We start from the raw sequence: 15,384 nt of genomic DNA, 5'->3' as shown, positions 1-15,384 counted from the left end.
CTCGCGGGGGAGGTCGCATCGCATCGAAGATGCGATGCGGGTGGGGGCTCTCTCAACGATGCGACTCGTGGAGAAAGCCGCCACCCCGACCCTCCCCCGCAAGCGGGAGAGGGAGCACAGTACCCTCGCGGCACCATTCAACCCCTAGCCCATCATGCGCTAGCGGCTGCGGCCGAGCCAGCGCTGGGTCGGGAACAGCTGCCATTGCCAGCGGCGGGCCGCCGCGCCCCACACCCCTCGCGGCATGAACAGCATGATCAGGATCGCGAGCGTGCCGAGCACGACGAGGTAGAGGCTGCCGTACTGGGCGAGCCAGGTGACGAGCCCCCACAGCAGCAGCACGCCGACCATCGGACCCTCGATGGTGCGCACGCCGCCGATCACGACGATGAAGATCACATAGGCGGTCCAGTCGGTGACGCTGAAGGCGGCGTCGGGCGAGATGCGCGCTTTCTGCAGATAGACCACCGCGCCGACCATCCCGGTGGCGAACGCAACCGCGATCCACAGCACATGGCGGATCCGCGCGGTGCGGACGCCGACACTGCGCGCCGCCGCCGCATTGTCGCGGCTGGCCGCCAGCGCAAGGCCATGGCGCGAGCGCATGAAGGCGTAGATGCCGAGCGTGACCAGCACGGCGAGCAGCAACGCCAGCCAGTAGATCAGCACGTCGCGCGCCGCCGCCGGGCGCAGGCCGAGCAGCGCCTGCACCGCCTTCAGGCCGAACATCTGCGACAACTCGCTGGGCGAGATCGACATCCCGGTGCCGCCGCCGAGCGATTTGAACTGGGCGCAGATCAGCCGCAGCGCCTCGGCGGCGACCCAGCTGCCGATCGCGAAATATGGGCCTTCCAGCCGGAACAGCAGCGGCCCGAGCACGGCCGCGATCAGCGCCGCGAACAGCCCGGCCAGCGGGATCGCGGCCACGGGATCGAGCCCGGCCATCACGATGCCGGCGAACAGCGCATAGGCGCCGAGCCCGACAAAGGCCTGCTGCCCGACCGACACCAGTCCGCCCCATCCGGCCAGCACGTTCCAGAGCTGCGCCAATGTCAGCATGGTGAGGACGAAGATCAGGTCCTGGATCAGATTGCGCGATGCGATCGCGGGCAGCACGGCAAGCACCACGACCAGCACAATGCCGGCCACGGCCGCGATGCGCGACAGACGCGTGCCGACCCGGATCTGCCACACCGGCACATCTGCCGTGCGCTCTTCCCGGCTCGCCGGCATCTCGATGCTCTCGACGCTCATGTCCGCCTCGCCGGGAAGAGACCGCGCGGCCGCACCATCAGCACGGCCAGGAACGTGAGATGACCGGCGAGGATCTGCCACTCCGGATTGATCCGGCCCCCGATCGCCTGCGCAAGCCCGAGCACGATGCCGCCGGCCAGCGTGCCCCACAAGCTGCCGAGGCCGCCGATGATCACGGCCTCGAACGCATAGAGCAGCCGCGCAGGCCCGATCGACGGATCGAAGCTGGCACGGATGCCGAACACGACCGCGGCGATCACCGAGACCGCGAGCGACAGCCCGACCGCAATGGCATAGACGTTGCGCTCGTTGACGCCCATCAACTGCGCGATCGCGGGATTGTCGGCGGTGGCGCGGAAGGCGCGGCCGAGCGAGGTGCGATAGAAAATCAGCTGAAGCAGCGCGACGGCGGCGATCGCCGTCACCAGCGCCGTCAGCGGCGCGAGGCCAACGCTGAGGCCGGGCGCCAGCGTCACCGACGAGGATTCAAAGGCGCCGGCCTGCAGGCGGCGGCTGTCTGCGCCATAGCCGAGCAGCAGCCCGTTCTGGATCACGATCGACAGGCCGAAGGTGACGAGCAGCGGCGGCAGGATGTCGTCGCCGAGCACGCGCTCCAGCACCAGCCGCTGCAGCACGAAGCCGAGCACGAACATCGCAGCAACGACCAGCAGGGATGCGACCGCAAGCGGCACGCCGAGCGCCGTGGTGGCGCTGAGCACCAGATAGGCCGCGAGCAGGATCAGGTCGCCATGCGCCAGATTGACAAGGCGCATGATGCCGAAGATCAGCGACAGGCCGAGCGCGAACAGCGCATAGACGCCGCCGAGCAGCACGCCTTCGATGATGGTTTCGAATCCGCTCATCGCTCCCTCATGCTCCGAAATAGGCTGCGCGGATCGTGTCCTGATCCACGTCATCAGGCTTTCCGCTCAAGGTCACCCGCCCCTCCTGCAAACAGTAGAAACGATCGGCTGCGCGCAGCGCGCGGGCGATGTCCTGCTCGACCAGCACCACCGCGGTGCCGCCGGCCCGGATCTGCGGCAGCATGCGGTAGATGTCCTCGACCACGATCGGCGCGAGGCCGAGGCTGATCTCGTCGCACAGCAGGACCTGTGGGTTCGACATCAGCGCCCGGCCGATCGCCACCATCTGCTGCTGGCCGCCCGACAGCGCCGTGACGGCGCCGCGCCGGCGCTCCCTGAGCACCGGAAACATCCGGTAGACCGCCGCAAGATCCCACGGCGCGGTGCGCTCGCCGCCATAAGCGCCGATCAGGAGATTCTCCTCGACGCTGAGCGAGGGAAACAGCTGGCGTCCCTCGGGGACCAGCGCGAGCCCGAGCCGCACGATGCTGGCGGCGGACGCCTCGCCGATCGCGCGCCCGTTGAGACGGATCGCGTCGGAGCGGTTCTTCACGAGACCTGCGAGTGACTTCAGCATGGTCGACTTGCCGGCGCCATTGGCGCCGATTACCGCGACCGCTTCGCCTTGAGCGAGTTCGAAATCGATCCCGAACAGCGCCTGGAAGTCGCCATAGAACGCGTCGAGCGCGGAGACGTTGAGCAGCGCGGTCATGCCGGCACGCCCATGTAAATGGTCTCGACCTCGCGTGAGCGCATCACCTCGGTGGGCACGCCTTGGGCGACCACCTTGCCGAAATTGAGCACGACCAGCCGCTGCGCCACCGCAAGCAGCGCGTGCACCACATGCTCGATCCAGATGATGGCGACGCCTTCGGCATGGATGGTCCTGATCGTCTCGACCAGTTCGTGGCATTCGGCATCGGTGAGCCCGCCTGCGATCTCGTCGAGCAGCAGCGTGCGCGGCCTGGTGGCGAGCGCCCGCGCCAGCTCGAGCCGCTTGCGATCGAGCAACGGCAGGCTGCCGGCGAGCCGGTTGGCCTTGGCTTCGAGGCCAGTCAGATCAAGCATCCGGCCGCAGTGCTGCACGGCGTCAGCCTCCGACAATCCACCACCGAACTGAGCGGCGACCGCAAGGTTCTCGAACACCGAGAGGTGGTCGAACGGTTGCGGGATCTGGAACGAGCGCCCGATGCCGGTACGGCAGCGCGCCTCGGGCGAAAGATGTGTGATGTCGGCGCCATCGAGGACGATGCGGCCGGCATCCGGCCGCAGCAGGCCGGTGATCAGGTTGAACAGCGTCGACTTGCCGGCGCCGTTCGGTCCGATCACGCCGAGCGCCTCGCCGGACGAAAGGGTCAGCTCGATGGCATCGGCAACGACGATGGCGCCGAATCTCTTCGAGACGGAATGGAGTTCGAGCATGTCAGCTCACCGCGTGGATTTGCTGGGGGGAAGATGCGCGGGCGTGCCGCGCAGCTTCGATCGACAATTTTCCTGCGACGCGCTCGCTAGCTCAGCGCCTGCATATCGCCGCCGAGCGGGATCTGCGGCGCCAGCTTGTTGTCGGTGATCACCATGTCGTATTTGTCGCCGTTGAGCCGCCATTGGCCGCCGACCAGCGGCGTCTTGGCAATGTTCTTCGCCGCGAATGGCGGCACCGCGCTGGAGCCGAACGCGACCTGGCCGACGATGGTGTCGAGTTTCGTCGCTCCGATCGCCTTCGCCAGCGCCGTGCCGTCGCTCGGGTCGCCGGAGCGCTTGATCGCGTCGATCGCAACCTCGAACAGCGAATGCACGAAGCCGATCGGCTGGGTCCATTGCTTGCCGGAGGCCTGCTCATAGCCCTTGGCGAGATCGGCGGCGCTGACGCCGCTGAGGCTCGACTTGTAGGGATGCGTCGGTGTCCACCACACCTCGGTCGAGATGTTGTTGCCGCCCTTGCCGAGCGCCTGCACCGACGCCGGAAACAGCAGCGCCTTGGCGACCGACACGACCTTCGGCTTCAGTCCCTTCTGCCGTGACTGGTTCCAGAATGTGGTGAAGTCGGGCGGGATGATCACGCCGGTGATGATCTCGGCGTCGGCACCACGGAACGCGGCGATCTGCGAAGAGAAATCATCGGTGAGGTTCTGGAAGCGGCCGGAATCGGTGAGCTTGAAGCCCTGCTTGGCAAGCACCGGAGGGAAACCGATCGTGGTGTCGCCCCAGGCATTGCCGTCGGCGTCGTTCGGGAATAGCGCGCCGACCGATTTGTTGGTCGCGACCTGGCTCCACATGCTGGTGAAGACGCCGATCACGTCCTCGAGCCCCCAGAAATAGTGGAAGGTGTAGTCGAACGACTTCCAGCTCTTGGGATCGCCGGGATTGGCCTGCCGGCCGATGAAATTGGTCTGCCATGGCGCCACGGAGGAGATGCACGGCACCTGCTCCAGCTCGCACTGCGTCGCGACCGGGTTGTTGGTCTCGGGCGTGGCGCCGACCACGATCAGGCTGACATTGTCGCGGGTGATCAGCTCCTTGGCGACTTCGGCGGCGCGGTTCGGATTGGACTGGCTGTCTTTCGTCACCACTTCGACCGGATAGGTCTGCGATCCGACCTTGACGCCGTCCTTGATGAACTTGCGGAATTCGCCGAGCACGAAATCGTCGGCCTCGGCGAAGGCCGCCAACGGTCCGCTCTTCGGCGAGACGTAGCCGATCTTGATCGGCTTGTTGGTAGCCCGCACCGCCGGTGCGAATAGCGTCGTCGTGCCTGCTGCGGCGAACCCACCGGCGATACCTTGCAGCACGCGGCGGCGATCGAAAGACATTGCGCTCAACTGATCCTTGCTCATTTTCCCCTCCCTTGAGGCAAGCCGATTTTTCAAACCGGCTGCTGTTTCATTTCGTTCTGAAATACAATCGCCGGCGCCGCGCTACGCGGCGGCGACCGACTTCGCTTGCGCGCTGCGGCCGAGGATCTGGCCGAACACATCGAGCAGCACATCGCTGGCATCAGCCGCCGCCTCCCTGGCGCGCCAGGCGACATACATGTCGGGCCGCACCAGCACGCAGCCGTCCTCGTCGACCTCGCTCCGGCGATACCAGTCGGCATAGATGTCGAGCGCATCGCAGCCCTGCGGGCCGATCGTCACCACATCGACCGGCAGCCCATAGGCCTTCTCAACCGAAGCCGCGGCCGTCCTCCAGCCATCGCCGCCGATCCCGGTGAGCAGCGTAAAGCGGCCCTTGCCGGTGAGATCGAGCGTCGATTTGCGCTCGCCCCGATGCTCGACCCAGACATGCGGCAGATGCGCGCCGGGCCAGGTGGTCGCCTGGTAATAGAGCTCGTGATCCCTGGTGTAGGCCGGCATCGGCGTGCCGTCGGAGACCACAGCGGTCGAGCCGTAGCGCTGGTTCAGCTCGACGCCGTGGCAGTTGAACTCGTAGCTCTTGTTGGCGATGGCCTCATAGAGCTTCTTGCGGCGCGCCTTGCCCTCGGCGGTCGGCGCCTTGCGCGCGGCGATCGCCTTGCGCGCTTCCGCCGGATCGGTCGAGGCGACGAGGCCCACCGCCTCGAAGATCGGCGGGAAGTCGCCGATGCTCTTGTTGGCGCGGGTCACGATCTGCTTGCCGACCGGCTGGCGCTCGGCCGAATAGGTTTCGAGCAGCGACGGCGCGGCGTGGCCCTCGAGCACCAGCTTCAGCTTCCAGCAGAGATTGTAGGCGTCCTGGATCGAGGTGTTGGACCCGAGGCCGTTGGTCGGCGGATGGCGATGCACGGCGTCGCCGACGCAGAACACGCGGCCCGACGAATAGTGGCCGGCATACATCTCGTTCACGGTCCAGGTCGAGGTCGAGCGCACCTTGACCTCGAGCGTCTCGTCGCCGACCAGATTGCGCACGATCGAGATCGCCTCGTCATTGCTGAGTTTGCGCTCGCCCTGCTCGATGTCGTAGCCCCAGATGATCAGCCACTCGTTCCACGGCCGCACCATGCGGATCAGGCCGGCGCCGATGCCGCCGATCTCGGCGCCCGGCTGCAGCACCCAATACAGCACGCTCGGCCGATGCGCGACGTACTTGCTCAAGTCCGCCTGCACGATGATGTTCATGCTGCCGGCGCGGCCCATCTGGCCCTCCATCGGCAGGCCGATCACCTCGGCGACCCGGCTGCGGCCGCCATCGGCGCCGATCAGATATCTGGCGCGGATCTGGTAGGTCTCGCCGGACAGGCGATCCTTCACGGTCGCGGTGACGCCGTCGGCATCCTGCACCAGGTCGATGAACTCGGTGTTGAAGCACAGCGAGGTCCCGCGCTGGCCGGCCGCTTCGATCAGGATCGGCTCGAGGAAATTCTGCGGCAGGTCGCAGATCCGCGCCGGACTGGCGAGATCGTAATCCGCCTTGCGCGAGGGATGGTTGCCCCAGGAATAGAGCCGGCCGAACTCCTCGCCGGCGAGGCTCTCGCAGAACACGTTGTTGGCCATCAGATGCTGCGGCACTGCCTGCGCCACCGCCTTCTCCTCGAGGCCGAGATCGCGCAGCACCTCCATCGCACGCTGGTTGGTGATGTGGGCGCGCGGCGTGTCGGCCAGCCAGCCGTATTTCGTCACCAGGATGTGCTTGACGCCGTACATGCCGAGCAGCGCCGCGGCGGTCGCGCCGGCCGGGCCGCTGCCGACGACGAGGACGTCGGTCTCAACGGGTTTGCTGGTCATTGTCCTCTCCTTGGTCGTGTTGCTGGTAGTGATCGTCATTCCGCAGCCATCATCGGCTGCGGCACCAGGCCCGCGCCCGGCTTCATCTGGAAGTCGTAAGTCATCAGGTGCCACGGGCCGGCGACGCGCTCGCCGTTCGGCAGCACCGGTTCGCTCTTCGGCTCGACGCGGGCGACGAGCTCGTCCTTGACGCCGAACACCACGTCGCTGCGCAGATATTGGTCGCCATCCAGGAAGACGTGGGTGATCAGCGGCTCGAAGCCCTCGGCCTTGACCAGGAAGTGCACATGCGCCGGCCGCATCGGATGACGTTTCGTCGCGGTGATGAGATCGCCGACCGGACCGTCGGTCGGGATCGGATAGCTGCACGGCAGGATGGTGCGGAACGAGAAGCGGCCGTCGGCATCGGTGACGAAGCGTGCGCGCAGCGACGGGCCATGTGCGGCATAGTCAGCCTTTTGCGAATCGTAGAAGCCGTCGTCGTCGGCATGCCAGACGTCGATCTCGGCACCCGCGAGCGATTTGCCGGCCAGATCCGTGACGCGGCTCTGCACGAACATCACCTCGCCGTTGATCCCTTCGGAGATGTTGGCGCCGTGCGGCGTGACGCGGTGCTCGCCGACATAGAACGGCCCGAGCACCGTGGTCTCGGTGGCGCCTTCGCGCTCGCGGTGATTGACCGCATCGACCAGCATCGAGACGCCGAGCACGTCGGAGAGCAGGATGAACTCCTGGCGCAGCGGCGTGCAGGTCTGGCCGGTGCGGGTCAGAAATTCGATCGCCTGATTCCATTCCTCGAAGGTCAGCTCGGTGCGGCGCACCAGGTCGTGCAGCGACTTCACCGTCTCCTCGATCAGGAACTTGAGCCGCTTGTTCGGCGTGTTGGCGAAGCTGCGAAGGACTTCGTCGGTGAGATCATGTTCGTTGAAATTGACCATCATATTGTCCCTTGATCTTGAGATGTCAGTGCCGTGCGGGCGCATCGCCGCGCCATGCCGCCGCGATCAGGTCCTGGATCGCGACGCGCTCCACAGGTCTTGGATTGGCATAGGGGTTGCGCACCGCCATTTCGGCGGCGCGCGCGATGCCGTCCTCGGGCATTCCGATGTCGGCCAGCCGGCGCGGCAGCGCGAGCCGCTGCGCGAGGTCGAACAGACCTTGCGGCGCATCGTCCTTGCGCAACGCACGTGCAATCCGGGTCATGGCCTCCGACGCCGCGGCGGCGTTGTAGGCGGCTGCGTGCGGCAACACGATCGCGTGGGTTTCGGCATGCGGCAGGTTGAACATGCCGCCCAGCACGTGGCAGAGCTTGTGGTGCAGCGACATCCCGACCGCGCCGAGGCAGACGCCGCACAGCCAGGCGCCGTAGAGCGCGTCGCGCCGCGCGCCGGCATCGGCAGGCGCAGTCATGATGCGCGGCAGCGCGCGGGCGAGCGCCGCAATGCCGTCTTCCGCCATCAGCGAGGTCAATGGATTGGCGTCGGGCGCATAGAGCGCCTCGACCGCGTGCGCGATAGCATTGAGGCCGCTGGCGGCGGAGACCTGCGGCGGCAGGCTGACGGTGAGATCGACGTCGTAGATGACGGCGTCCGGCACCAGATCCTGGGAGTGCTGCGTGGTCTTGATGCCGTTGGTGGTTTCACCGAGGATCGGCGTCATCTCCGAGCCGGCATAGGTGGTCGGGACCGCGAGATGCGGCAGCCCGGTGCGCAGCGACAGCGCCTTGCCGAGCCCGACCGTGGAGCCGCCGCCGATCGCGATCAGCCCGTCGATGTCGCGGGATTCAACGATGCGAAGCGCTTCGTTGGTGACCTCGACCGGCGTATGCATGCGCGCGCCGGCAAACAGTGCCGCAAGCCGGTCGCCGAGGCCTGCGCCGAGTTGCCGTCCGAGGTCCTGCTGCTCGGGGGTGGTCAGCACCAGCGCCCGCTTGATGCCCAGGCGCTCCGCCTCCTCGCCGAGCCGCGCCGAGGTGCCGGCGCCGAACACCACGCGATATTGCTGCGAGCAATAGGCAAATGTACCGCTGCCGGCATTTCCGGCCGCCGCGATCGGCGGGCGTACGGCATCGGACGCTGCGACGCTCATGGCATTTCTCCCAGCCGGCGGACCGGCACATTTCGCTTTGTTGGGAGAAAGCTAGCGGCAGGCGGCGTTCGGGGGCCTGCACGAAACCGGACAGAATCTGCACAAAACCGGAAAAATCGTCAGCCGGGATACGGCGAGGCAGCGCCCTCGCCGTCCCGGCTCGCAGCGCGCTAGTGGCTGCGCCGGTATCGCCCCGGCGTCACGCCGGTGAAACGGCGGAACATGCGCGTAAAATGCTCCTGATGGGAAAAGCCGCAGGCCAGCGCAATGTCGGCGAGGCTCTGCGTCTCGTCGGCGAGCAGCGCCCTGGCGCGCTCGATGCGCAGGTTGAGCACGTATTGATAGGGCGAGACGCCGCTGGTCGCCTTGAACAGGCGAACGAAATATTCGGTGCTGCGGCCGCACAGCTCGGCCAGCTGGTCGAGCCGGATATCGGTATCGAGATTGGCGTCGACGAACTCGCGGATGCGCGCCATCTGCCTGTTGCTGAGCAGGTTGGGATGCTTTCCGGCCTCCACGCTCGGCTTGTGGAAATTGATCGCGACGAAGCGGTTGGCGATCGCCTGCGCGATCGGATCGACGAACAGCGACGATGCCGGCAGGCCGCCGGTGATGGTCTCGCCGATCGCCGCGGCGAGATGCTCCAGCACGGCATCCTGATCGCCGAGCATCGGCGCCAGCCCGCCGATCAGGCTGGCAGCTCCGTCCCGGCCCGCAAACAAATCGGAGCGCAGATAGATGTGGGTGGATTCCAGCGCCTCGCGCAGCACCACGTTGCAGGTGTGCCCCGCCGGCAGGAAGAACACGCCGCCACGCGGGATCTGCCGGGCCACCGACTTGCCGTCCATCACATAGGTGATCTCGACCGGACCGCCCCGATGCAGCACCATGAGATTGTCGGACAGCGCGTGGAAATGCCCGTCGAACGGCCGTTCGCGCTGGACCGAGGCAAACGCCGACGACCAGCCGAGCCCTTCGCTCGAGCCGCGGAAATCGGCCTGGAAGCGGTTCAGGATCCCGTGCGTCTCCTGCACCCCAAAATTCGACGTCGCCTGCATCCGGCAGTCCAAGGGCTCGAGGCTTCACGTGCCGCCGAGTGAAACCCAACGGCCTTGGATTTTCAATACAGTCAGAACCAGAGACGCAACGGCCTGCGAGCTTGCTGCATCGCAACAGCGGGCGACGCTACTCTTTCACCGCGATCCAGATGACATGGCGCACGCCGCGGCCCCTGCCGGTGGCGCGGACGGCAATTTCGTTGACGGCGAACCCGGCCCGCGACAGCGCTTTCGGGAACTTTGCGTTGGGACCGGACGACCAGACGGCGAGCACGCCGCCGCGCCGCAACGCGGTGTGTGCGAGCTTGAGGCCGGCGACGTCGTACAGCGCGTCATTGGCCTTGCGGGTCAAGCCTTCCGGGCCGTTATCGACATCGAGCAGGATGGCATCGAACGTGCGCGGATGGCGCTCGATCACATCGGCAACATCCACCTCCTCAATGCGCACGCGAGGATCACTCAGGCTGTCGCCGAATATCTCCGCCATCGGGCCTCGCGCCCAGGCGACGACGGCCGGCACCAGCTCGGCCACCGTGATCTGCGCATCGGCCCCGAGCACCTTGAGCGCCGCCCGCAGCGTGAAGCCCATGCCGAGACCGCCGATAAGAAAATGCGGCTTTGCGACCTGCTCGATCTTCCTCGCCGCGAGCGTCGCCAGCGCCTCCTCCGAGCCCGACAGGCGGCTGTTCATCAGCTCGTTGGTGCCGAGCATGATCGAGAATTCGCGGCCGCGCCGCATCAGGCGCAATTCACCTTCGGTGCCGGGAATCCGCGCGGTGTCGATCTTTTCCCAGGGAATCATGCGGCGGCTTGTAACATGGCTGTCGGGGCGGGCGAAGCTAGCGCTCAGAGAATGCGAAATAGTGACTCACGCATGGCGCAACAAACTCCGTGTCGTCCCTGCGAACGCAGGGACCCATAACCACCGAAGGTGATTGTTGCGCGACGCTGGGGCCACAGCTTGCTTCAACAACACAACCCTGTGGTTATGGGTCCCTGCGTTCGCAGGGACGACGATGGGGATGCATCACGGTCACCCCAGGCCGCAAGCCTATCCTCCGGCCCAGACGTCGAGCACGTAGCGGTTCCTGGTTCCCATGTCCTCGATCCAGCGCGCCGCGGCCTCTGCGTCGGCACCGGTGCGCTCGCGGTAGATCGACATCAACGTCGCCTTGACGTCGGGCTCCATCTTGCCGCCGTCGCCGCAGACATAGACGATCGCGCCCTTCCCGATCAGCTCCCAGACCCGGTCCTTCTGCGCGGCGACGAGGTGCTGCACATAGGTTTTCGGCCCCTCGGCGCGCGAGAAAGCGGTGTGGAGTTCGGTGACGCCATCGGCCGCGAACGCCTTCAGCTCATCCGCATAGATGAAGTCCTGCTCCGGATGGCGGCAGCCGAAGAACAGCATCGCAGGGCCCAGCGTCGCGCCTTTCGCCTTGCGCGCGGCTCGCTCCTGCAGGAAACCGCGGAACGGCGCAAGGCCGGTGCCCGGCCCGATCATGATGATCGGCACGGCATTGTCGTCGGGCAGGCGGAAGCCGGCCTTGGTCGCCTTGATGGTGGCGTGGACGGTGTCGCCGGCGCGGCGGCGCGCCAGATAGTTCGAGCAGACGCCTTTGTAGATGCCGTGCCCCGAACTCGCAGGTGCCTCGACCACGCCGACGGTGACGCTGCAGCGCTGCGCCTCGCCGGCCGGGGACGACGAGATCGAGTAATAGCGCGGCGCCAGCAGCGACAGCATTTCGAGGTAGAGATGGAACGGCAGCTCGCAGGCCGGATACTCCTCGAGCAGGTCGAACACCGATTTGCGCTTGGCCAGCACCTCGGTGCGATAGCGCTCGGCTGAAGCGTCGTCGTCGCCGACATAGGCCATCAGCTTCGGCTTGGTCACCGGGCAGCGGGTGTGCTCGGCCATGATCTGGATCTGCTTGCGGGTCGCGACCTGCTGCAGCTCGACGAACTCGGTGAGCAGCCGTCCGACCGACACGGCATTGCCGACCGGCAGTTGCGCGCGGCGGCCTTCGGAGACCTGCAGACGGATCTGATCGGCAGGCAGGAAGCCGAACCGGCGCGCAACGGAATCGACCAGGGTCGGATCGTTGCGCGGCACCACGCTGAGGTGATCGCCGACGCGATATTTCAGGCTAGCCGGCAGCTCGACCTCGATATGCCGGGTCGATCGCTCCGACGGATGCGCACCGTCCTTGGTCTGCAGCTCGTTGTTGGCGAGCACCTTCATCGGCACCGCGCCGCCCTGCGTCACGATGGTGTTGACCGCGCCCTGCGCCACCGGCTCGATCGCGTAGAGCGGCTCGTCCTCGGCGGTGCGGGTGAAATTCCAGTCGATGCCGAATTCCTTGGTCGCGACCTTGGCCGCCTCCGGAAACCATTTCTGGAACTGGCCGTCGAGATCGCTGCGTGCATCGCCCTCGCCGCGTGGATAGACCGCGCGCGCGCCATGCTTGGTCAGTTGCTCGTCGATCAAGCGCGGCACCGACTGATAGGTCGCCGCCCAGTCGCTGTTGCCGCAGCCGAACACCGCATAGCGCACCTTGGCGAAGGCGTCCTTCGGCAGGTCGCTTTCGAGCCATTTGACGAATTGCGTCGCATTGTCGGGCGCCGCGCCGTTGTAGGAGGCGCAGATGATCAGCACGCCGCCCTCCTCCGGCAGCTTGCCGACGTAGTCGTCCAGCGAGCCAAGCCGGGTGGCGAAGCCGTTGATCTCGGACAGGTCGGCCATGCGGGTCGCCAGTTCCTCGGCGGATCCGAGGTTGGAGCCGTAGAGCACCAGCATCGGCGTGTTGTGGCCGGGGCGCGTGGTCGGCGCGCGCTGCGGCTTCGGTGCGGCCGCAACCGCGCCGGCAGCACCGGCGAACGCGCCGCGATCCCTGTCGTCGCGCGGCCGCACCTTGATCCTGAAGCCGTCTGGCTTGACGGTCAGCGTCTCCTTCAGATGCATCTGGTAGCGATGCACGTCGAGCAGCTTGAAGCGCTGCAGGATCATCCCGATCGCGAGCGCCGCCTCGTGCATGGCGAAGCCGCGGCCGATGCAGGCGCGCTGGCCGTTGCCGAACGGCTTCCAGGCATTGATCGGGCGCTTGGCCTCCGCCTCGCGGCTGAAATTCTCGGGATCGAACACATCCGGGTTCGGGCCCCAGACGGAGGGATCGCGGTGCAGCGCCATCACCAGGATGGTGATGAAGGTGTTCTTCTTCAGCTTGTACTTGCCGCCGATCATCTCGTCGTTCAGCGGCGCGATGCCGTAGGCCGGTGCCGGCGGCCACAGCCGCAGCGCTTCCTTCAGGCATTGGGTGATGTAGGTGAGCTGCGTCACCTGCTGATAGGTCGGCCGCGCATCGACGTCGGGACCGAGGACGCGATCGACCTCCTCATAGGCCTTCTTCAGCACCTCGGGATGCTTCAGCAGCGCGTAGATCGTGCACGACAGCAGGCCAGAGGTGGTCTCGTGGCCGGCGATCAGGAAGGTGTTGATCTGGTAGCGGATGTTGACGTCGTCGAGCTGCTCGCCGGTGGCGCGGTCGACGCCGGTCATCATCGCGGCCAGCATGTCCTTCTTGTCGTCGGTCGCGGCGGTGTTGCCGCGGCGCTCGGCGATGATCTCGTCGACCATCTTGTTCATGAAGGCGACGTCGTCGGCGAGCGTCTTGCGCCGCTTCTGCATCCACAGGCCTTCGAGCGGCAGGCCGCGGGTCATCATGATGGTTTCGAGCGAGCGCACCAGCGATTCCACGAAAGGGTGGTAGTCGCGGCGATAGAACGAATTGAAGCGATAGTCGAAGCCGCACAGTCCGATGGTGTCGAGGGTCAGCGCCGTCATGTCGTGGACGACCTCGATCTCCTCGTCGGCGTTGAGGCGCTCCCATTTCTTGACCAGTTGCTCGGCGATATCGACCATGCTCGGGTGATACGACTGCATGGCGCGGTTGCCGAACGGCTGCATCAGGATGTTGTGCGCCTTGCTCCAGTTCGGCTCCTTGGTGTCGGCGGTGAACAGCCCGTCGCCGCCGACCGCGCGCACCCGGCGCAGCGAACCGCGCACCGCCTTGTCGAAGCGCTTCTCGTCGGAAAGCTCGTCGACCAGGTCATGGCCGGACACGATCACGAGCGGCGCGCCCATCATGTCGAGCCAGAAGATCGGTCCGAGCTCCTTGGAGAGCTTCACCAGATGCTGCACCGGCGCGGTCGAATCCAGCGACAGCATGTTGCCGACCACCGGTTTCGTCGGCGGATGCGGGATCGGACTCAGTCTGTTGCCGGACGCCATGTTGAGATTGCCCCCTTGTCTTTCCACCCGTCATTGCGAGGAGCGAAGCGACGAAGCAATCCATCGCTCCTCATATGCGGGCAGATGGATTGCTTCGCTTCGCTCGCAATGACGGCTCTACCGTAGCGTCGTCACCCAAACCGCTTTCTGCGCCATTCGATCAGCTTTGCGCTGACCTCGTCAGGCTTTTCCTGCTGCGTCCAATGGCCGCTGTCCTTGACCAGATATTTTTCGAGGTCCGGCACCAGCTTCTCCATGCCGTCGGCGGCGGAAGGCGGCAGCACCGCGTCGTTCTCGGCCATGATCATCAGCGACGGCACCCGGACGTGATGGTCGAGCCCGGCCGAACGCTCCCAGTTGCGGGTGAAATTGCGATACCAGTTGATGCCGCCGGTGAAGCCGGTTTTGGTGAAGGTGTCGACGAACACCTTCTTCTCCTCGGCCGACAGGATCGGCGTCCGCGGATCATGCTTGGCGTCGTAGTTCGCGATCATCTGCGGAAACGCCAGATTGAGCCGCGCCGAGGCGCCGACACCGGCGATCGGCTGTTCGGGCGGCGCATCCGCGGGACGCGGCGCCGGCTTGCGCATGAAGGCATCGAAGGTCTGCTCGACCCGGCTGCCGAAAATCCGGTCCGGCTCGCGCCCCGGATCCTGGAACTGGACGATGTACATGTGATCGCCGAAGCGCTGGCGGAACAGCGCGATCGGATCGACAGGCGCCCGGTCCCAATGCGGCGTGTTGACGCCGACGACGCCGGCGACCCTGGAGGGATGCCGGAGCGGCATCTGCCAGACGACGAAGCCGCCCCAGTCGTGACCGACGAAGATCGCCTTGTCGATCTTGAGATGGTCGAGCAGTCCGACCAGGTCATTGGTCAGGTGCTCCATGTCGTAGGCCTCGACCGGCTCGGGCCGGTCGGTCGCGCCATAGCCGCGCTGATCCGGTGCAATCACCCGGATCCCGGCATCGCCCAGCGCCTTGATCTGGTGACGCCAGGAGAATGCCAGTTCAGGCCAGCCGTGGCACAGCACCACGGGAGGCGCGTCGGTCCTGGGGCCGGCTTCGTAGAACCCCATGCGGATGCCGTTGGTCTCGGCGAACTGCAGCGGTGGCATTTCGATCATTGAAGCAAT

The 15,384-nt window shown here is 66.2% G+C and carries 12 protein-coding genes; all 12 read right to left on the bottom strand.

The window, feature by feature from the left end; translation table 11 throughout:
- Positions 1 to 159 precede the first annotated feature (159 nt).
- Positions 160 to 1,254 (bottom strand): branched-chain amino acid ABC transporter permease, encoded by a 1,095-nt coding sequence (locus CK489_RS20955; RefSeq protein ID WP_245350444.1) that lies wholly within the window; start codon positions 1,252 to 1,254, stop codon positions 160 to 162.
- Positions 1,251 to 2,117, bottom strand: a complete 867-nt coding sequence (locus tag CK489_RS20950) for a branched-chain amino acid ABC transporter permease (RefSeq protein ID WP_095733533.1) — start codon at positions 2,115 to 2,117, stop codon at positions 1,251 to 1,253. The genes CK489_RS20955 and CK489_RS20950 overlap by 4 nt, the downstream gene beginning before the upstream one ends.
- Positions 2,118 to 2,124: 7 nt before the next feature.
- Positions 2,125 to 2,829: an ABC transporter ATP-binding protein gene (locus tag CK489_RS20945; RefSeq protein ID WP_095733532.1), complete on the bottom strand. Its 705-nt coding sequence runs from the start codon at positions 2,827 to 2,829 to the stop codon at positions 2,125 to 2,127.
- Positions 2,826 to 3,539 (bottom strand): ABC transporter ATP-binding protein, encoded by a 714-nt coding sequence (locus tag CK489_RS20940; protein ID WP_095733531.1) that lies wholly within the window; start codon positions 3,537 to 3,539, stop codon positions 2,826 to 2,828. Before CK489_RS20940 ends, CK489_RS20945 begins: the two co-directional genes overlap by 4 nt.
- A gap of 86 nt (positions 3,540 to 3,625) precedes the next feature.
- Positions 3,626 to 4,951 carry an ABC transporter substrate-binding protein gene (locus CK489_RS20935; protein ID WP_502694128.1) on the bottom strand — a complete coding sequence of 442 codons (1,326 nt, stop codon included), beginning with the start codon at positions 4,949 to 4,951 and terminating at the stop codon, positions 3,626 to 3,628.
- Between the two features lie 81 nt (positions 4,952 to 5,032).
- Positions 5,033 to 6,817, bottom strand: a complete 1,785-nt coding sequence (locus tag CK489_RS20930; protein WP_095733530.1) for an FAD-dependent oxidoreductase — start codon at positions 6,815 to 6,817, stop codon at positions 5,033 to 5,035.
- 35 nt (positions 6,818 to 6,852) lie between these two features.
- Positions 6,853 to 7,755, bottom strand: coding sequence for a dioxygenase family protein (locus tag CK489_RS20925; protein WP_095733747.1), 903 nt, complete (start codon positions 7,753 to 7,755; stop codon positions 6,853 to 6,855).
- Positions 7,756 to 7,780: 25 nt separating this feature from the next.
- Positions 7,781 to 8,905, bottom strand: coding sequence for a maleylacetate reductase (locus CK489_RS20920; protein ID WP_095733529.1), 1,125 nt, complete (start codon positions 8,903 to 8,905; stop codon positions 7,781 to 7,783).
- Between the two features lie 170 nt (positions 8,906 to 9,075).
- Positions 9,076 to 9,963 carry a helix-turn-helix domain-containing protein gene (locus tag CK489_RS20915; protein WP_143278193.1) on the bottom strand — a complete coding sequence of 296 codons (888 nt, stop codon included), beginning with the start codon at positions 9,961 to 9,963 and terminating at the stop codon, positions 9,076 to 9,078.
- Between the two features lie 127 nt (positions 9,964 to 10,090).
- On the bottom strand, positions 10,091 to 10,765 hold the full coding sequence (locus CK489_RS20910; protein WP_095733527.1) for a spermidine synthase: 675 nt from the start codon (positions 10,763 to 10,765) through the stop codon (positions 10,091 to 10,093).
- Between the two features lie 249 nt (positions 10,766 to 11,014).
- A complete protein-coding gene (locus tag CK489_RS20905; protein ID WP_095733526.1) occupies positions 11,015 to 14,248 on the bottom strand; it encodes a bifunctional cytochrome P450/NADPH--P450 reductase in 3,234 nt (1,077 codons plus the stop codon).
- A 131-nt stretch (positions 14,249 to 14,379) separates the two neighbouring features.
- Positions 14,380 to 15,375, bottom strand: a complete 996-nt coding sequence (locus tag CK489_RS20900) for an alpha/beta fold hydrolase (RefSeq protein WP_095733525.1) — start codon at positions 15,373 to 15,375, stop codon at positions 14,380 to 14,382.
- Positions 15,376 to 15,384: the final 9 nt, after the last annotated feature.

Source organism: Bradyrhizobium sp. UFLA03-84, assembly GCF_002289535.1.
Classification (GTDB): Bacteria; Pseudomonadota; Alphaproteobacteria; order Rhizobiales; family Xanthobacteraceae; genus Bradyrhizobium; species Bradyrhizobium viridifuturi.
This window is presented reverse-complemented; position numbering and strand designations above follow the sequence as displayed.